The sequence below is a fragment of the Actinomyces sp. oral taxon 181 genome, from assembly GCF_018370895.1.
Classification (GTDB): domain Bacteria; phylum Actinomycetota; class Actinomycetes; order Actinomycetales; family Actinomycetaceae; genus Pauljensenia.
On sequence record NZ_JAGYZL010000004.1, the window covers coordinates 13501 to 33143 of the forward strand.

Genomic DNA, 19643 nt, shown 5'->3' on the forward strand with positions numbered 1-19643 from the left:
CACTTGGACCTCCACTCACTCGCGTCTATGCCACCGACTCAGCGGCAGCAACACGCATTAGGAGATGCGGCCTCGGCGACGAAGTGCAAGGAGCGCACCACCCGCGATGAGTGCGGCAAGACCCGCACTCAGGACTCCGGCCTCGGCACCCGTACGTGCCAACTGAGAACCGGGAGTCTTCGGGGTCGGCTGCTTCGAAGGCTGCGGAGGCTGCGGAGCCGCAGGAACTTCCTTCTCCATGTATCCGAAGTCGACGTTCTCAACGGTCGGGTTCGACTCTCCAAGCTCAATAAGCTCGGACTGAGAATCCTTGAGCGTATCGGGATCAAGAGTCTGCTCTAGGCCGTTCAAGACACCGGTCGTATCAACCTTCACGCGGTACTTGCCATCGGGCAGGTGCAAGAACTTGTATGCGCCATTCGAATCCGTGGTCGTGGTCGCCACGACGTTTCCGTTCTCATCGAGCAAGGTCACCTTGACCGAGGGGAAACGGGGATCGCTGGGATCCTTAACGCCGTTACGGGCCTCGTCACGGAAGATCGTGCCGCTGATCGAGTTGTTCTCGATGTATCCGAAGTTCACACCGGTCTGGGTCGGGTTATCCGCACCGATCGAAATCTTGCCGGAGGCACTGTCCTTCGTACCGTCAGGGTCTTCAGTCTGGTCCATGTCCTTGATGACGCCATCCTTGACAACCTTCACGGTGTAGTCGCCTGCAGGCAACTTGGAGAAGGAGTAGTTTCCATCCGCATCGGTCGTGGTCGTTGCAACGACATTGCCCGAAGCATCGACCAGGTTCACGGTGACACCCTGGAAGGGGGTTTCAGTTGCGTCCTTGGATTCGGAACGGTTCGAATCGCGGTAGACATTACCGGCGATCGAGTAGTCCTTCGCGTAACCAAAATTCACATTGGTGACATCCGGATCATTACGCGTGAAGGTGATGGGCGTTGACTGCGAGTTCTTCGCACCGCTGGGATCTTCGGTCTGTTCGAGGCCGGCCAGCTTGCCCGTCGTATCCACCTTGACGGTGTAGGTACCGTCGCTCAGGCCGGGGAAGTTGTAATTTCCCGAGGCGTCAGTGGTGGTGGTTGCGACAACATTGCCCGAGCCGTCGACCAGGGTAACCGTCACGCCCGAGAGGTTGACGTCCTCACCGTTCTTCGTCTGATCTCGGTTTTCATCCAGGTAGATGTTGCCTGAGATTGCATGCTTCTTCACGTACCCAAAATTGACGTTCTCACGAACCGGGTTATCCGCGTTAAGCGTGATCGCACCGGAGGCGTTGTCCTTTGTGCCGTCGGGGTCCTCGGTCTGGGTCAGGTTGACGAGTTGGCCATCCTTGACGACCTTCACCGTGTAGGTACCCGCGTTGAGCCCTGTGAAGGAGTAGTTACCATCTGCATCAGTCGTCGTGGTGGCAACAACTGCTCCGGCTGCGTCCACAAGGTTCACGGTGACACCATTGAAGCCCTCTTCACCGGCTGTGTAGGACGAGGAGTCATTCTTATCGAAGTACACCTTGCCCGAGAGACGGTGCTTGACGGTGATGGTCGTCGAGGCCTTGTTGTTGTTCAAGTTCACGTCGTAGGGAGGCAGATCCTTGAATTCAACGTTGTTGGTGATGGTCTTGCCATCTGTTCCGTCGTTCAAACGAACTGTCACGTACAGCGAGGCGTGGCTTCCCGCGGTCAGGTCGCCGACGGTCCACACTCCACTGTTCACATCGTAGGTGCCTGCAGCGGCGCCGGCCTCGCACGCATCCGGGGTTCCCGACACGTAGCCGGTGGGGCACATGAAGGATTCGGACTTCACGAAGGTGACGCCGTCAGGCAGTTTCTCCAAAACCTTGGTGTTCGCGGAGAGTCCCTGACCCGTATTCCCGGCGTCGACGCGGAAGGTTACTTCATCGCCGGGCGAGAGTGCCGAGGCATCGGAAGTAACGCTCTTGTTCAGCGCGACGTCGAAGGCCGAGGCGATAGCGACCTTGAAGGGTTCGCTGGGGAAGACCGCTTGGTTTGAGGAGGCCTGAGTTGCTGCGATTGCAACCGATTCGTAGGCCACGCCATCAGCGTTATCAGGCGCCTTGATTGGGACGATGAGAGGGATCGATGCGCCGCCCTCAATCGGGTTGGTCTTGCCGTTGATATAGACGCGGTAAGACTTAACGTCGCTCCACGAGCTCGGGTTCGAGGTCCAGTTGTTATCGCATCCCGCAGGAGCGTCAGCCTTGGACTTTCCGCGTTCCATGACCTCACCGCGGCAGGGGTTGTATGAGGTCGAGTACTCGATGGTGACCTGAGAGGGGTCAATTCCATCGCCAGCCTGGACCTGGATCGGTCCGGTCATAATGGGTGCCCACTCAGAACCACGGCTGGCACTGGTGCGAACCGCAGTGTCGCCGACGTGCGGCAGGGTGCCGTAAACGGTCATATCCGACAGGTTGGCGTTACCGGTGTTGGTCGGGGTGATACGGAAGGTGCCGTTTTCACCCTGGCGAATGAGGGAGGTGCCGTCGTTGTACTTCATGTACACCGATCCGGGGACCGAGCCGAGGCTTTCGAGGACAACACCGGCGGCTGCCAACTCGTTGACGCTCATTCCCGAGGTCACGGGGCAGACCTTATCGGTGACAGAGCCATTGGCATTGATGTCATAGATATCGGTGGTGCCGGAGTAGAAGCAGGGATCTGCGTTCTGGTATTCGCGCTCTGCCGGAGAGATGAATGCCTGGTTCGTGTATGTTCCGGGCTTCATCTTGTTCGTAACAAGGCCGCGCAAGGTGACGCCTGTTGCGTCAACTCCCTTGAAACCTGGCCACGTGATGGTCACCAATTGGCGAGAACATCCGCTTGCGTCCGTCACCCAACGCGAGGAATCAACAGTTGCGGTGTAGCCCTTGGGTCCGCCTGAAACCGAGTTCTCAACGTAGGTCATGCCACAGGGAAGAAGGTCAGCAATAATCGGCTGAGCCGGGGCAGACATCGTGCGGTTGTTGGCAACGATCGAGAAGGTTACTTCCTGTCCCGGGGCTGCCTGGGAGTTCGCAATGGTCGACTTTGCGTTGTAGTACGAAGGACGCGAGGTTTCAAGCAGGAGGATGTCACAGAGGTTATCCGCGGGGATACCAATGGTATGCGCTCCATCTTCGGACTTCATCGACAGGTCGGTGACACAGTTCTGCACGCGAACCCACGAGGGATCGGTTCCAGCCTTCCAAGCACTGGAGTTTGTATCCGCCCGCACGTAGTCGGCGCCAGCTTCGGTTGTCGGAGTCTTTGCGTTGATCTGACCCTGGACAATGAAACGGCCGCTCTCTGAGGGGCTCAAAGTCTGCTTGTAGTGGAACTTCGTGATGTATTCGTCGCTTGCCAGACCTGAAGCGTCAAACTTCTTCGAGGCCGCCAGGGTTTGCGTTCCTGTGTTGCCCTTGTTGGTCCAGTAGGTGAATTCGACCGGAGAAGTTGTGTTGAGCTCTGCCCCGCGAGCGAACATCAGAGGGTTAGCGCAGTCTGTCGATCCATCAGTTGGTGAGGTCAGGGCGCAGCTGAGGTAGTCGGTGTATTCCAGAACAACCGGCATGTTTGAGGTGTTGTTGTACCAGTACAACCACATGCCGTTTTGACCGCGCTTGAACTGCTGCAGTGCATTCTTGGAGAAGGTACCCCCATAAGAGACCTTGTCCGCAAAATCGTGTGAGACCGAGGAATTAGCGGATGCGGTCTTCGTGGGATCACCGTAGGGGCTACCCGTAACGGTTGCGGTGTTCGTAACCGTGTTATCTGCGCAGCTCGTTGGATAGTTCAGAGTGACATTGAGTTGGAAGTTGACGACATTGGGTAGCAGAGTTCCAAGGTTCCAGGTCAAAGAGTGCGTCGCTGCGTCGTAGGTCGGTTCTACTCCGGTGAACTCAGATCCATCAGTCGTGCCCTGGGAAGTAGTGCTGACGTAGGTTGCACATGAGGGAAGCTTGTCGACAAGCTTCACATTGGTCATGGCGAGCTTGCCTCGGTTCGGGCCGAGCGTTCCAGAGGAAATCGTCGGTGTCAGCGAATAGGTGACATTGCTTCCCTTTGGGCCAATGGCGGTGGGCTTCTTCTTGGTCAGGCCAAGAGTAGTTTCCGCATGGTTCGTCACCTTCGTGTCGTCGGTCACGGTCGTATCCGCCGAAGTGAATGAAACCTCGGGAGAAACGGTCGACTGATCGGGCGTGTAGCTATTCGGCATCTCGAAGGTAATGACAGCCTGATAGGAGTTACCCGCCGGAATGCGTCCCATGTTGTAGGTAACGTAGGCGTCGGTTGTAGCCGTTCCCTGAGTGAGGTTGGCGCTCACTGCGGGTGTTCCTGAAGTGGCAGTTGCCGCAAGGTTTGCCGCCACTGCCTTATCCACAGCGTCACCACTCTGGTTAACAGCGTGAGGGATACGCACCTTAATGACGGAGTCCACACAGTCCTCGGTCAGCGAAGTACACGACCAAGAGACGGTGTATTTCTGAGTATCGCCGGAGTTGTATGAAGTCTTTTCCGGGGTGATGCTGACATTGAGGACGGGAGTTGCGGCCCGGCTGGGAGTATTTCCCAGTCCAAAGACCACGAGGGTTGCGACGATCAAGATGGACAGAATCTGACCGGCGCGACGCCACAGGGAGCGCGAACCGACGTTATGCACTGTGTTCTCCTGTTGAAAGTAGAGATGGGTCAGGGCAAGTCTATTTGTTAAGAGCGACACCGTATATAGAGATTCATTTTTGTATCGAAAATAAGTATTGAGCTGCGTACATAGGTAAGTTTTCAAGGTGAACAAATTGGCTTCTAAGAAGCCAAAATTGAAAGTCTTATTTGATGGTTCAGATAGGCTGCCACAACCACATGTGCGCACTTACACAGCGCAGATTTCGCAATCCATGAGTACCCAGGTAAAAAAGAATCCCCCGCGTACCCGGCAGCGCACCCTTATCCTTGCTGCATTCCTGCCCTGGGGAGGTTCGGATGATACCGTCACGCGGAGGATCCGGGAACAGTTTACACAGAGCAAGGCGCGCGCGGCGACCCCAGAGAAGCGTGGACCAGCGCTATAGCTCACGAAGTACCAAAGATCTGTCGGCCAACGTCATCATTGCAACGATGAGGGTGCCTTGAGTCACCACCAAGCAAATCAGCTTATTAGGAGCCAATTTTCAGAATATTTTATGCGAGTTGTATCATCTAGCTAGGCAGACAAATCTGCCAAGCTAGTGATCGATTCGTAAAGGCGCGCATCATGACATTTGAAGACTCGCTGTCGCTCCTCGCTTCTCGCGTTGTAACAAACTGGGAACAAACAGAAACCGAGGAAGCGACAAAGACTGCGTTCATCCTCCCATTCATCTCCACAGTTCTTGGCTACGACATTTTTGATCCTCAAGAGGTCATTCCTGAATACACCGCCGATATCGGAGTCAAGCGCGGCGAAAAAGTCGATTACGCAATCATGGGCGCGGGAACTGTCCGAATGCTTATCGAGTGCAAGAAGATCAGCGGCGATCTCACACCCTCACATGCAGGACAACTATTCCGCTATTTCTCGGTAACAAACGCGAGGATTGCAATCCTTACGAATGGACGGCAATACAATTTCTACACGGATCTTGAGCAGCCAAACAAGATGGACGAAAAGCCATTCCTCGTTTTGGATCTTGCCGATATTGACGAAACTCTTCTTCCTGAACTGCGGAAGCTCACCAAGGATCAGTTTGACCTCGACTCAATTATGAGCGCGGCAGAAGAGCTGAAGTACGTTGGAGCAATCAAACGCGAAATTGCGGCAGAGTTCAGGGAGCCATCTAGTGATTTCATCCGCCTTTTCGCATCTCGTGTGTACAGTGGCCGTCTCACTCAACCTGCTCTCGAGAAGTTCATTCCTCTGACCAGTAAAGCAATTAACCAGTTCCTCGCGGAACGCGTCAATGATCGCCTCAAGAACGCTCTGGGTGCTGACAGTAACACCGTGATTCCCTCAACAGTGACGAGCTCCTTTGAAATTGCTACAGACCCTGAAACAAACGAGCCACCAACACGAGGCTCTTCTGACATTGAAACCACCGAGGATGAGCTCGCGGCATTCTATATCGTTAAAGCAATTGCCTGTGCGGAACTGCCTCCCGAGCGCATTGCATGGCGCGATGCTAAGAGCTACTTCTCCGTGCTCGTAGATGACAATAATCGGCGCCCAATTTTGCGCTGTTACTTCAACGGACGGAACAAGTACCTCGTATTCCTTGATGACAACAAGAATGAAACGCGCGTAGACATCTCTGCCGTTGAGGACATCTATCTTCACGTTGATGCAATTCGCGAGGCAGCTAGAAGGTGGCAGTAAAACAGGGTCACTGTGGAATACCGGCTGAGCTATTAAGAATAGTGATGCAACACCAGTTGTAGCTGTTCAAGTTACCGAAAGGTGGTGTGGAAGCAGAGAGTTCCTACACCACCTTTCTAATCTATTCCACTTACTAGACTCCTCAAAACCAACAAAAAGCCCGGATTCTCAATGAATCCGGGCTTTTTCTGCGGAGGATGGGGGATTCGAACCCCCGAGGGCTTGCACCCAACACGCTTTCCAAGCGTGCGCCATAGGCCACTAGGCGAATCCTCCGGAGCGTGAAACACGCACCCCGTAATGCTAGCGGAATTCGTCGAAATCACGAAATTTTCACGCCAGCTTTCAGCGTGGAATCCCTCACGAAGAGCGCCAGAATAATGCCATCCAGACCAGGAACCAGATCAGAATCCCAATAACTCCGGCGATAATTGCCGCAATCGACGCCCTGCGTCCCACACCGTTCATACTCGTCGAACCGACAAGTCCAATGATTCCCATAATCACGGCTGCAATCGCGGGAAAGAAGAATATTGAGAGCGCGCTTACCCACGCCGCACTATTTGCAATCGAATTGACCTGCGGTTTGGGAGACGTGTAACCGGGGTTTGCAAACACATCAAGCAGCGAGGTGTCGTCACTGCCCGGGAATACCATGCTCTGCGGCTGTTCGGACTTTGGAGGCTCTAAGTGTGGAGTTGGCCCATAGGGGTCCAGGACGGTCGAGGCCGTTGCTGGATTGGCAGCATTGCTCGCGCTTGTTCCACTGCCTCCCGGAGCATAGGGATTGAGTGCCATGAATACCCTCCGATACTCCTGCGACCTACACATTTTGATTCTTTCCTCAAGCATGCCATATCTCATGCCTTCAAGGTGAATACCGCGGTATTACGCCACAACCGGGCGAAGTAAAACAGTCCTGTGAGGCGCCACATAGCGGGCATTTTCACACAACACTCAGGTTTCGGTCTATACTGATGTTCCGACCGGTTTCGGCCCAGACCTTTTAACTGATCGGAGATTTAGCAGCATGTCTGTTGCACAATCAGGATTCTTCCGTTGGAAACTTCATGGCGATGGCACCAGTATTGCTCCCGGGGACGTAGTTCTTCCCGGCGAACGTCTTTCTTGGCCTCGAACAATTGGAATTGGCGCACAACACGTCGTTGCAATGTTCGGGGCAACTTTTTTGGTTCCTTTGCTCACCGGGTTCCCACCGTCAACAACATTGTTCTTCTCGGCAATTGGAACGCTCCTCTTCTTCCTTGTCACTGCAGGACGGCTCCCAAGTTATTTGGGGTCGTCCTTCGCTTTAATTTCGCCAATCTTGGCAGTCTCCGGAACTAAGGAACTTGGCCAGAGCTTCGCACTGGGCGGCATCATCGCCACCGGCGCAACCTTGGCTCTTGTCGGCATCATCGTTCACTTCGCAGGTGTGCGCTGGATTGATGCGATCATGCCCCCGACCGTTACAGGCGCAATCGTTGCCCTCATCGGTCTGAACCTTGCACCCGCCGCATGGAACTGGGTGAAGACTGGCCCCATCACCGCAGTCGTCACAATCATCTCAATCTGCTTGATCACGGTTTTGTTCAAGGGAATCATCGGCCGCCTCTCGATCCTCTTCGGCGTGCTCATCGGTTACATTGCCGCAGTTATCCAGCACGAGGTCAAGTTCGATGCAGTTCGCGAGGCCGCATGGTTCGGCCTTCCGCAATTCCAGACCCCCTCCTTCTCCGTCTCCACCCTGGGCCTCTTCATCCCAGTTGTCTTCGTCCTCATCGCCGAAAACGTCGGTCACGTGAAGTCGGTTTCCGCAATGACCGGTGAAAACCTCGACGACCTGACGGGTCGCGCGCTCTTCGCTGATGGTCTTTCCACCATGCTCGCAGGTGCGGGCGGCGGTTCCGGCACGACGACCTACGCCGAAAACATCGGTGTTATGGCAGCAACCCGCGTCTACTCGACGGCTGCCTACCTGGTCGCAGCATGCTGCGCCTTCCTGCTCTCGCTCATGCCGAAGTTCGGTGCGCTCATCGCAACGATTCCCTCCGGTGTCCTCGGTGGCGCCGGTACCGTCCTCTACGGCATGATCGGCATGCTCGGCGTTCGTATCTGGGTCCAGAACCGCGTTGATTTTTCCAACCCGGTCAACCTCAACACTGCTGCTATCGCTCTGATTGTTGCAATCGCAGACTTCACCTGGAACGTCAGCGGCATGACCTTCGGCGGCATCGCCCTGGGCACCGCCGCTGCGATCATCGTCTACCACGGCATGCGCGGTATTTCGAAGCTGCGTGGAACCAACCTTGAGCAGGCTTCGCCCGCTTCGGCTCCGGCAGGATCCGAACTCGAGCGCGAACCCTACGCTTCACGCCATCGCTCCACTCAAGCCTGATCGTTTCTGATCACTGTTGCCGGGGTGTCCGAAAGGACACCCCGGCCTTGGCATTTACCTCTTTTCCGCTGAATACCAACCATTTCCTACCGAGCGCAGCTCACTTACTAAACCGGACGTCCGTTACAGTTATGTGCTAACATCTGCTCATGCGCACTGAATCGACACGGACTCGATGGGCGTTTCTTCTTGTGATTTCACTGGGGCTGTTCATCGTCGCAGCCGATAACTCCATCCTCTACGTCGCTCTTCCTACCCTTCGATCTGAACTCCACACGACCCATCAGCAAGGCTTGTGGATCATCAACGCCTACCCTCTGGTTCTGGCCGGCCTTCTATTGGGAACCGGAACCCTAGGAGACAAGATCGGACACCGACGCATGTTCGAGGCCGGACTCGCAATCTTCGGTCTCGCTTCCACTGCCGCGGCATTCGCACCAAATGTCGAGATCCTGATCGCTGCACGAGGATCCCTCGGCGCAGGTGCTGCGGTCCTCATGCCTTCAACCCTTGCGCTCATCCGCCAGACCTTCCTTGAACCCCGCGAGCGCAACACCGCCATCGGTATCTGGGGATCGGTAGCAACCGTCGGCTCGGCCATCGGCCCACTCTTGGGTGGATTCCTCCTTACTCACACGTGGTGGGGAGCGGTCTTCCTGATCAACATTCCCATCGTCATCATCGCCTTGGTCAGTACTTACCTTCTTGCTCCTGACAATTACCCCAACCCCAAACGTTGCTGGGACTTCATGTCCTCCCTTTACGCGATGATCACCATGGTCGGCCTTGTTCTCACAATCGAAAACCTTGCTCACACGCCTATTGACACGACCCTTGTCGCGACCGGCATCGTCCTATTTATCATCGGCATGGTGCTCTTCACCCATCGCCAGCATTACCTTGAGGTTCCACTTCTGACCCTCGATGTCTTCCACAGCCGCCTCTTCACAGCGGGATTTTTGGGCGCATTCCTCGGTATGTTTGTGGTCTCTGGAATGGAAATCCTGACAACCCAGCGTTTCCAACTCTCAGCAGGTTTCACTCCGCTCCAAGCAGGCCTTGTCACAGGCGTCGTTGCTGTAGCAGCGTTCCCGGGCGCTATCTTGGGCGGCCGCTACGTCGATCGCGTGGGATTTAGAACCGTCATTTCAGGCGGTTACGTCCTTGCAAGCATCTCCGGAATCGTCGCGATCATCGCGATCAAGGAAAATCTCTTCCTCATCTTCATGATCGCGCTCGCACTCCTAGGTACAGGAACTGGCCTGGCTATGAGCGTTACCTCAACTGCAATCATCGGTTCAGCCCCAGCCCGCCGAACCGGCATGGCCTCGGCAATTGAATCGGTTTCCTATGAGTTTGGAACAATGCTTTCGGTGGCGGTCTTGGGTTCACTGATGTCACTGTTTTACACTCTCAATGCGGCTCCCGAAGTCGCCCATAACATGGACGCTTCCGCCCACGACCCAGTTCTTGCACCCATGGCCGCAAGCGCCATCGATACCGCCTATACATGGACACTATCCATTACGATCGCAGTTGCCCTGAGCGCCGCAATCGCAACAGCCGTGCTCCTCAAAGACAATCCGAAGGAGACCAAGTATGCGCACGAGTAAAAAATCGCAGCTCATCCAGGCCGCCTTGGAGATCATCGATAAGAAAAGCCTGGACGCACTGACCTACGACTCCCTCGCGAAGGCCTCGGGAATGTCGAAATCCGGCCTTCTCTACCACTTCCCCTCTCGCACTGCGCTACTTTTGGCGCTCAACGAGCACTTGGCCTCGTCATGGAGGGCAAGCCTTCTCGAGGCCGCGGGAGCCCCTCCCGAGGAACTATCCGCCCGCGAACGCCTACGAGCCGTCGTCGAAGTACTCTCGCAAAGCGCGACCCGCGCAGACCTTCTTTTGGCGCTTGATACTCATACGCGTGAAGAGGGCGCCGAGGTGTGGGATGAAATCTTAGGTCCCTGGTTACTTCCTCGCGAAGAAATTTTGGCCGATCCAGATATTTACCTGCTGTACATCATTGCCGACGGCCTGTGGGTGCACGACCATATCAATTCCTACGATCTGACCACACAGGAACGCCGCGCACTAATCACGGCTGCGTTGGCGTACTTGGATTCGCTACCTGACGTTTCTCAGGCACACTTCTAAATCTCACCCGCGCGGGGTGGATCTCAGCTATTTCCGCAGTGCCAAGCAGGTGCTGGGACCCTTAAGGTCATCATGATTTTCCTGAACACGCTGCAGATCCTCAGCGGTCAGGGCACCGTTGTAGAGCGAGCCCAAAAGGACCGTCACTCCCGGTTCGGTGTTATCAGTCAAGGTCACTCGCGATGAGGGGAAGAAGCGCGCGACCGTGTAGGCCGCATCAACAGACTGAGGACCCGCTTGAATCTGAGCAGAACCCGCATATTCAGGCGAGGAATTCGAAGGATCTGCCACCTGGAAGCCCACGCTCTTGAGCATGTCTGATGCATCGCGTGCAACACCCGAGCGTGACGTCGTATTGAAAACCTGCACCTTGATCGAGGACGTAGCCAGAGGTTGAGTTTCCTCGCTAGGGCAGGGAATATCTCCCGTCGAGGCGTACTGAACTTTTGCGGAAAAGCCGTTAAGGAAGGGGATGGGAAGAATTCCCGAGAGCACCAAAAGGCTGAGGACACTGAGTCCAGCCATCACCGAAACGACGATCGAGAAGACCGAATTCTGCTTAAGCTGGCGTTCGCGGCGATAGAGTTCGCGGCGGGACAGTTGGGGTTGTGGTGCACTCACAGGACTAACCTACTTCACCGACGCTACTTTGTGCACGAATTACGCCGAATTTCAGTAGAGCACCATTGTCAGAATCAGGGCAATAACAGCAATCAATGGAAGTGTTCCCTGCTTAATGGCTGCGCTTCGCTTATCTGGAAACCAGAAGATAGCAGTTGCCGGGAGTGCAGCTTAAAGCACTCCCGGCAACGCTGCGGCACTGCACACTCAACCCCACTTCAGAGCGCATAGCGGCCGCTCACACACCCGGCACTCCCCCAAACACAGAGTCGCCGAGCACGTTGTTTCACGCAGGCCTGAATTCAAAGGATTCAAACCCCAGCTTCTTGATGTCCTCAGCCATCGCCTCGACTTCCATATCCCACGCGCGGTCCCCCGCATTGAAACCTTCTGCAGTACCCATGGCGCGAGCCTGCTGAAGTGCGAAATGCGTTGCACCCAAATCCTTGACGCACGAGGCAACCTCACAAGCATCGGAAGGGCCATCCGGATACACCGTCAGGCGAACCTCGTAGGCAACACCCGAATCCAGCACTTCACCCAAGCTCTCCCAGGCTTTTGGACCCGCGTTTGGGCGCCCGGCCACGGCCTCGTACGCGGGACCTGACATCGCTTTAATGTCAATGCCCACCCAATCGACCAAGTCGGAACGCAAAATCTCACGTAGACGCGAAGGATAGGGGCCTGCTGTGTGCAGACCAACCTCGAAACCCAAATCACGCACGCGCTGCATGGCCGGCAGAAGAGCCAACTGGCGCGTGGCCTCGCCACCAGAGAAGACCACCCCATCCAGCAGACCAACGCGACGGCCCAGCAGATCCTCGATTTTCTCCCAGGACACAACTCCGGGAATCTTCGGATCGATGATCGCCTGATTGTGGCAGTACGGGCATGCCCACGGGCATCCCTGGGCAAACACCGTCGCCACAAATTTTCCCGGCCAGTCAACGCTGGACATAGGGCTCAGACCCGCGATCTGCAGGTCCGAGGCCCTCAAGGTCGCAAGGCTCATCGCTGATCCACCGGCGGGAAGGCACTGACCAGTTCACCGTGATCCGAAGCCGCAGCCTCGGAGAACATGGTGCGCTCGTTGTACTCGCCCTTCTTACCGATATTGAAGGATTTCACGGGGCGGAAGTAGCCCATGACTCGAGTCCAGACCTCACATTCTTGCGGTTCACGGTCGGGGTGAGCCTCGGCGCACTTCTCGCAGGTCCAGTGCTCGCCGGCAAGGTAACCGTGCACGGGGCAGATCGAGAAGGTTGGGGTGATGGTGATGTAAGGGACCTTGAATGCGGTCAGTGAACGACGCACCATCTCCTTGCAGGCCGCACCCGAGCTCATACGCTCGCCCATGTAGAGGTGCAAAACCGTGCCGCCCGTGTACTTACCCTGCAATACTTCCTGATCTTCCAACGCTTGGAAAGGATCGTCGGTGTAACCAACGGGAAGCTGCGAGGAGTTCGTGTAGTAGGGCTGCTCATCGGTTCCGGCCTGGAGGATACCCGGGTAGTGGAGACGGTCGGCCTTCGCGAAGCGGTAGGTCGTACCTTCGGCTGGGGTTGCCTCGAGGTTGTACATGTGGCCGGTCGCCTCTTGGAGTTCAACCATGCGCTCACGGATGTGATCAAGGATCGAGCAGCACATCTCGAAACCGAAGGTATCGGTGATGTCGTACTGGTCTCCCGTGAAGTTTCGAACCATCTCGTTCATGCCGTTGACGCCAATGGTTGAGAAGTGGTTATTCAAGTGCCCCAAGTAGCGCTTCGAGTAGGGGAACAAGCCGCGATCCATGTGGAACTGAATGGTTTCACGCTTGGCTTCCAGGGTCTGCGAACCCAGGTCAATCAAGTGGTCCAATTCCTTGACGAGGCCATCCATGTCACCCGCGAAACGGTAGCCCAGGCGCGCCATATTGATTGTGACGACACCGATGGAGCCGGTCAGTTCGGCTGAACCGAAAAGTCCGTTTCCGCGCTTGAGTAGCTCGCGAAGATCCAGCTGCAGGCGGCAGCACATCGAGCGGATCATGTGGGGATCCAAGTCAGAATTAATGAAGTTCTGGAAGTAGGGAAGGCCGTACTTTGCGGTCATTTCGAAAAGCGCGTCAACATTTTCGCCCTCCCAATCAAAATCGGGAGTCATGTTGTAGGTCGGGATCGGGAAAGTGAAGACACGGCCATCTGCGTCTCCCCCCGTCATGACCTCAATGAAGGCGCGATTAATGAGGTTCATTTCCTCTTGGAGCTCGCCATAGGTAAAGTCCACAACTTCGTCGCCAATGAGGGGGTGCTCATCGGCAAGATCATCCGGGCAGGTCCAGTCGAAAGTGAGATTCGTGAAGGGGCACTGGCTGCCCCAGCGCGAGGGAACATTGAGGTTGTAGATCAGTTCCTGCATGCTCTGGACGATCTGCTCGTAGGTCATGTTGTCCAGGCGAACGAAGGGGGCCATGTAGGTATCAAAGGAAGAGAAGGCCTGCGCTCCTGCCCATTCGTTTTGCAAAGTTCCAAGGAAGTTCACGATCTGTCCGCACGCCGAAGAGAAGTGCTTCGGGGGAGCCGAGGCGATGGCACCGCTGACCCCGTTGAAACCTTCTTGGATCAGTCGCTTGAGCGACCATCCCGCACAGTAACCCGCGAACATATCGAGATCGTGGATGTGGATATCACCGCTGCGGTGTGCTGCTCCCGCTTCGGGGGAGTAAACGCGCTCCAGCCAGTAGTTGGCAATCATCTTGCCGGCAGAGTTCAGAATCAGGCCACCCAGCGAGTAGCCCTGATTGGCGTTTGCATTGACGCGCCAATCGGAGCGGTCAAGGTATTCCTCGACGGTCGAGATCGCATCGATGTCATAGCGTGTTGTGGGAGATGTAGTCACGGTTTTCCTTTCCGAGCTTCAACACTGACATCGTGGTGGGGGCACAATATCTAGTGCGTGAGACGAACGTGTCCCACAATATCTAGTTTTCAGAAAAGGTGTAGCTACGACATGCGGTGTGTTGCCATTCGAAAAAAATGCGCAAATTCCGAAAGTGGGTGAACGCATTGCGCAAGTGTCTGAACAGCTTGCGAATAAGTTAAATGAAACTAGTGCGAGCGCGCTTTCGGCTCAAAAACGGCACTATTTCGCAGAAAGTCGGTCAACCTCGTGAATAACAAAACCTGCAACAGCGACAACACCAAAGGATGAAATCCCGGCAAGAACATGCGCTCGGCGCGGAAGAGCATCCAAAAATTCTGCGTAGGTGATTCCGCCCGAACCCATTTGTGCCAGATCATTGGGCGTCAGCGCCCACACAGAATAGACAACTCCCAAGACTGTGATGAGTGCGCTGGCCATTGCAATGACAGCCATAGTTTTCTGGGCGGGTACGCCGTGGCGAACGCGGGTCTCCAGCGGACACAAGATCAGCGCCCAAAAACCGCAGATTGCCATAGCAACAAGAACATCGGCGGGGCGGTGCCAGCCAAAAACCATGACGGAAATACCCACCAAGGATGTCCAGATATATCCGATCCACGCTGCGGGGCCTCGGAACCATTCGGGGGCAATCATCACCAATGCCAGCGCCAGGGACATTGCAACTGTCGTATGCCCCGAAGGAAGCGAATTCAAAATGGCCGCCGACATGTGGAAATCCGGTCGATCAATGAGCAGCTTCGCAACCTGAGTCGTCGTATTAGCCGCAACAATCATTCCCAGCGCACGCCCCGCCAGTGTTGGACGACGACGTAGCCACGCAATCAAAACGATCAGACCAGCAACAGCGACCATCGCGGGAACCGAAATAATGTGCGTCACGGTACTTCCCACAGCGCCTAAGGACTCTGCCCAGCGCATGGCAGCTTCCATCGACAAGGTGTCAATCGCCTGGCCTGTAACAGTGAAGACGGCAGCCCAAGCGACAAGGATGCTGAAGAGTGCACACCCTCCTGCAGCGAAAAGTCGACGCATGAGGCGAGGTCGGTAGCCGGGAGCCACAGTCCTTGGGGCAGTCCGAGCAGCACCCGCACCGGCACGTGCGTTACCACCACCCGCACCGGCACGTGAGCTACCAACACCCGGGCTTGATTGGCGAATGTTTGGTCGCCGTCCAGCGGCAGAAGAAGGTGTTTGAGAAGTGGAACTCCCCAAGTCCTGGGGGCCAGAGGATCGCCTTGACGAGGCCGAGGCTGCGATCGCTTCCGGAACCTCTGCAGCAGCCTCTGAAGGAGCGTAGGCCTCGGATTCTTCGGGATTAAAGGAAGGATCAGGATAACCGGGAATGCGGTCGCTCATTTCATCTCCCTTCCCTCGTGCGACAACCAGCTAGGTGGCAACTGTCTCGTTCCGCGTTCTTCGAAGGTCTTATTTTAGTCACCCATCTAGGGCATTTTCTATTGGAACACTTGGTTTTTCCTCGGTTGATCAGGGTGATATTTTGTCACATTCTCAAGCTTCTATCTCGAGCCGCACTCCGGTCATTCGGTTACAGTGGAGGAGTCAACGGGCGTGAGTCACTGCGGCTCAATGCCACTACCGACTCGGATCAGGGGTGCTACGTGTCGATTTCTCCGGTCAACACCGACCGCATTCGCGCCGTCTTGCACGGTCACGATCTGAATTTTGGTGAGTCTTCAGACGAAGAGCTCGCTGTTCCGACACGAAATGCGATCTATTTCTGGAACACCTCAAACCCCCACATTCTCCAATTACGTGCGCACTGGCGCGGAATTGCCAATGATGATGCCGAATTTGCGTCGCTCATGGAAGAAGTTCGGCGCTGCAATGCAACCCGCACAGGCCCGAAGGCGTACTTGGCACCTTTCGAAGACGGTCAACGCTACGGGCTGATTGCCGAATGCGACATCGTTGCAACAAACGGTCTTTCGGAGGCCCAGCTCGATACCTTCTTCGAAACTTCAATGTCGATGATCATGGGTTTCTTCTCCGATCTTGAAGAAACCCTTCCCGAATTCGTCACGTGGAGTGATGAAGATTCGGATCGAGAATCATCGAGCGAGGCGAACACCATCTCACTCCACCAGGGAGATCGATCATGAGCACGCTTCCAGGTCCCTATCCCGTACCCAAGGATTCGATCACGCCGTACAAGGTGACTTTCGATCGCTTAATGCGCACTCTTTCTGAGCTCCAGTTCCAGGCTGATGTTTTGGCGGATAACCGCGCTGCTGGTGCCGTTTTTGACGGAGTGCCTTTCCTGCTCAGTATGGATTCTTCCGAGCGCTTCCTGTCGATTCGTGCGGTCTGGGATACCGACTTCGAGGCCGAAAAGGCCGGCCATCCGCTTTTCGCCGCAGCTGATTCATGGAACCGTGAGAAGTATTTCCCAACGGTTTATTGGATGTTGGATCCCGCCGGTTCTCTTCAGGTGTGCGCCGATTTCGCCGTTGACACTTCTGCCGGCCTATCGGATCAACAGCTCACTGACCACCTGGGCGCAGGTATTTCAACCGGAATTGACGCGATCCGTTACATGCAAGAGGCCGCAACCCAGACCTTGGGATGGGTCGCTCCAGAGGCAACTCCCTACTCTGCTCCGCCCGAGGCCTCGGCCTCCGCTGAGTCCTTCGCGCAGCCCCAGTCGGGTAGCCCTGCCTCCACTGATGCCGAGGCCAAGGGGCGCTCCGCTCATAGTGGTGCCGCTTTCGGGCTCTGATGGATTCACGCTCTGAGGACCTGCTCGAGATCATCCGCTCCCGAGGCACGCAGGGTCAGTTTGTCGATTATCGCTGCCTTTCTGCCCAAGATGCACAAACTTCACCGTGGCCCGAGTGGATTCCTACCCCTGTCGTGTCAGCGTGGCACCATAGCGGTGTTGATGAACCGTGGCTTCACCAAGTGCAAGCCCTTGAGTCAATCCATTCCGGACGCGATGTTGTCGTTGCTACCGGTACGGGATCAGGCAAGTCTCTGGTCGCATGGACGCCGATTCTTTCAGACCTGGTTCAGGCCGATGACTCCAACAGAATCTCCGATATTCACCGGCGTCCAAGCTGCCTTTACCTCTCACCAACCAAAGCGCTTGCAGCAGACCAGCTTCATTCGCTGAACCATCTTGTTGATGGCCTCGAACATGACATCGCCCTTGCACTTGCCGATGGGGATACTCCTCGCGAAGCCAAGGAATGGGCTCGCGCAAACGCCGATATCGTCCTAACGAACCCGGACTACCTGCACTACGTCATGCTCCCCCGTCATGAGCGCTGGACTCGCTTTTTCGCATCGCTGCGCTACGTGATTGTTGACGAAATGCACCAGTGGCGAGGCGTCAGCGGTAGCCATATTTCTCTGGTTTTACGCCGACTTTTAAGAATTGCGCGCCACCTTGGTGCAGACGTCCAGGTCATTATGATGTCCGCGACTCTGGCCGATCCACAATCCGTTGCTCAGACAATGATTGGGCGCAAAAACATCGACGCGATCACAGACGATACTTCCGGACGCGGAACTCACCACATCTTTATGTGGGAGGGCCGCGAGGTTCCCCGCGAAGAAGATGTATCAATTGATGCCTTCCTTTCTGCTCTCCGTGCCGCCGAGGCCGGCAAAGAAACGGTTCTTGAAGCTCCAACTCAGCGTCTTTCCGCCCAAACAGAGGCTTCGCTTTTGTGCGCAGAGCTTATTCGCGCCGATGCTCGCCTGTTGGCCTTTGTTCGCTCACGCGGTGGTGCCGAGGCCGTCGCCGCCCAGACCCGCGACAAACTCCGCGATGCTCCAGAACTAGCGTCGACCGTCGCTGCGTATAGGGGAGGTTTCCTTCCCGAAGAACGACGCGCCTTAGAATCTGCACTGCGTTCGGGTCGATTGCGAGCACTTGCAACGACCTCTGCCTTAGAAATGGGTATCGACATCTCTGGGCTTGATGTCACCATCACGGCTGGATGGCCTGGGACTCGCGCATCATTTTGGCAGCAGGTTGGGCGCTCCGGACGTGCTGGAGCAGATGGTATTTCTGTTCTTATTGCTGGCGACAACCCCCTTGATTCTTTCCTTGTTCATCACAGCGATGAGATTTTTTCCCCTGTCGAGGCAGCGGTATTAGATCCTCAAAACCCCTGGGTCTTGCGCGATCACCTGTGTGCTGCGGCTGCCGAACTCCCTCTTCCCAACGATGAGGCAATCGCGGTTTTCGGAAGTGGAGCTCCCGCTCTTTTAGCTGAGCTCGGTCAGGAAGGGATACTGGTTAACCGAAGTGGAGGCTGGCGTTGGAATGTCAGCTCTTCTGATGGCCCATGGGAGAAAATCCAGATCCGCGGCAGTGGTGGCGATGTTCAAATTGTCGATACCCGAAGCGGAAGCATCATCGGTTCTGTCCCCCAAGATTCCGCGGATTCGCAGGTGTTTCCGGATGCGATCTACGTGCACCAGGGACGAACCTTCCACGTCCTCTCTCTCGAAGAAGGACCCACACGTATCGCCTACGTCGAAGAAGTCCGCACACCGCTCAGGACCAGGGCCCAAGATGCGACTTCATTGCGGGTTATCAGTATTGATGAAGAATGGGTCAGCCCAGATTCTCTTGTTCACTGGTATCGAGGGACCGTTGATGTCACCCGTCAGGTCACCGATTTCGACCTCCTTCGACTTCCAGGGCTGGAATACATCTCAAATACTCAACTAGATATGCCGGAGCGCACTTTACGCACTCAAGCCTGTTGGTACACCTTGACTCCAGCGACAATGGCAGCGATCGGGATCGATAAAGGTGATGTCTTAGGAGCGCTCCACGCAGCAGAGCATGCTTCGATTGCACTTCTTCCCCTACTGGCAAATTGCGACCGTTGGGATTTAGGTGGGCTTTCGACAAATCTCCATACGGATACCGATTTACCAACTGTTTTTGTTCACGATGCTTATCCGGGTGGAGCGGGCTATTCGCATTACGGTTTCGCCCACGCACGTGTTTGGATGGAGCGCACCTATCAGGCTGTTTCTGAGTGCCAATGCCACGATGGATGCCCCCGGTGTGTCCAGTCTCCGAAGTGCGGAAACGGGAATGAGCCGCTCTCCAAGTCCGGTGCAGAGCGCCTTTTGGGCTTCCTCGTCGAGCATTCACCTTTCGAAGAAATTCCCAGAAAACTTTCAGATACAAAATAGTATCCAT

13 protein-coding genes, 1 tRNA gene and 1 other RNA gene are annotated in these 19643 nt (G+C 55.7%); 7 read left to right on the forward strand and 8 right to left on the reverse strand.

Annotation, left to right across the window (positions count from 1 at the left end; genetic code table 11):
• Positions 1–57: 57 nt before the first annotated feature.
• Together KHW85_RS02865 and ffs are read right to left on the reverse strand one after the other, a co-directional pair.
• Positions 58–4671, reverse strand: a complete 4614-nt coding sequence (locus tag KHW85_RS02865) for an SdrD B-like domain-containing protein (RefSeq protein ID WP_291458725.1) — start codon at positions 4669–4671, stop codon at positions 58–60.
• A gap of 249 nt (positions 4672–4920) precedes the next feature.
• Positions 4921–5018, reverse strand: an RNA gene (gene ffs, locus KHW85_RS02870) — signal recognition particle sRNA small type.
• A gap of 244 nt (positions 5019–5262) precedes the next feature.
• Here ffs and KHW85_RS02875 point away from each other — a divergent pair.
• A complete protein-coding gene (locus tag KHW85_RS02875; protein ID WP_291458726.1) occupies positions 5263–6360 on the forward strand; it encodes a type I restriction enzyme HsdR N-terminal domain-containing protein in 1098 nt (365 codons plus the stop codon).
• 191 nt (positions 6361–6551) lie between these two features.
• Here the strand turns inward: KHW85_RS02875 and KHW85_RS02880 are convergent.
• Both KHW85_RS02880 and KHW85_RS02885 read right to left on the reverse strand, forming a co-directional pair.
• A tRNA-Ser gene (locus KHW85_RS02880) sits at positions 6552–6636 on the reverse strand.
• 84 nt (positions 6637–6720) lie between these two features.
• The gene (locus KHW85_RS02885) at positions 6721–7158 is read right to left on the reverse strand and encodes a DUF4190 domain-containing protein (RefSeq protein WP_291458727.1); all 438 of its coding nucleotides are present in this window, start codon (positions 7156–7158) and stop codon (positions 6721–6723) included.
• 232 nt (positions 7159–7390) lie between these two features.
• Here KHW85_RS02885 and KHW85_RS02890 point away from each other — a divergent pair, with 232 nt between their 5' ends.
• From KHW85_RS02890 to KHW85_RS02900, 3 genes are all read left to right on the forward strand, one after another.
• Positions 7391–8758: a solute carrier family 23 protein gene (locus tag KHW85_RS02890; RefSeq protein ID WP_291458728.1), complete on the forward strand. Its 1368-nt coding sequence runs from the start codon at positions 7391–7393 to the stop codon at positions 8756–8758.
• A 149-nt stretch (positions 8759–8907) separates the two neighbouring features.
• Entirely contained in the window at positions 8908–10371 is a 1464-nt protein-coding gene (locus tag KHW85_RS02895) for an MFS transporter (RefSeq protein WP_291458729.1), read from the forward strand.
• Positions 10358–10912: a TetR family transcriptional regulator gene (locus KHW85_RS02900; RefSeq protein ID WP_048712740.1), complete on the forward strand. Its 555-nt coding sequence runs from the start codon at positions 10358–10360 to the stop codon at positions 10910–10912. The genes KHW85_RS02895 and KHW85_RS02900 overlap by 14 nt, the downstream gene beginning before the upstream one ends.
• Positions 10913–10939: 27 nt before the next feature.
• On the opposite strand, the gene KHW85_RS02905 is transcribed toward KHW85_RS02900, so the two are convergent.
• The 4 genes from KHW85_RS02905 to KHW85_RS02920 all read right to left on the reverse strand — a co-directional run bounded on the left by KHW85_RS02905 (position 10940) and on the right by KHW85_RS02920 (position 15814).
• Positions 10940–11533 (reverse strand): LytR C-terminal domain-containing protein, encoded by a 594-nt coding sequence (locus KHW85_RS02905; protein WP_291458730.1) that lies wholly within the window; start codon positions 11531–11533, stop codon positions 10940–10942.
• A 286-nt stretch (positions 11534–11819) separates the two neighbouring features.
• Positions 11820–12545: an anaerobic ribonucleoside-triphosphate reductase activating protein gene (locus KHW85_RS02910; protein WP_291458731.1), complete on the reverse strand. Its 726-nt coding sequence runs from the start codon at positions 12543–12545 to the stop codon at positions 11820–11822.
• Entirely contained in the window at positions 12542–14413 is a 1872-nt protein-coding gene (locus KHW85_RS02915) for a ribonucleoside triphosphate reductase (RefSeq protein WP_291458732.1), read from the reverse strand. Before KHW85_RS02915 ends, KHW85_RS02910 begins: the two co-directional genes overlap by 4 nt.
• A 243-nt stretch (positions 14414–14656) precedes the next feature.
• On the reverse strand, positions 14657–15814 hold the full coding sequence (locus KHW85_RS02920; RefSeq protein ID WP_291458733.1) for a phosphatase PAP2 family protein: 1158 nt from the start codon (positions 15812–15814) through the stop codon (positions 14657–14659).
• A gap of 263 nt (positions 15815–16077) precedes the next feature.
• Here KHW85_RS02920 and KHW85_RS02925 point away from each other — a divergent pair, with 263 nt between their 5' ends.
• The 3 genes from KHW85_RS02925 to KHW85_RS02935 are packed head-to-tail and all read left to right on the forward strand — an operon-like array spanning position 16078 to position 19636.
• Positions 16078–16578, forward strand: a complete 501-nt coding sequence (locus KHW85_RS02925) for a YbjN domain-containing protein (RefSeq protein WP_178705164.1) — start codon at positions 16078–16080, stop codon at positions 16576–16578.
• Entirely contained in the window at positions 16575–17195 is a 621-nt protein-coding gene (locus KHW85_RS02930) for a YbjN domain-containing protein (RefSeq protein WP_366494612.1), read from the forward strand. Before KHW85_RS02925 ends, KHW85_RS02930 begins: the two co-directional genes overlap by 4 nt.
• Complete coding sequence (locus KHW85_RS02935; protein ID WP_291458734.1) at positions 17195–19636, forward strand: DEAD/DEAH box helicase; 2442 nt, start codon at positions 17195–17197, stop codon at positions 19634–19636. Before KHW85_RS02930 ends, KHW85_RS02935 begins: the two co-directional genes overlap by 1 nt.
• The last annotated feature ends 7 nt before the right edge of the window (positions 19637–19643 follow it).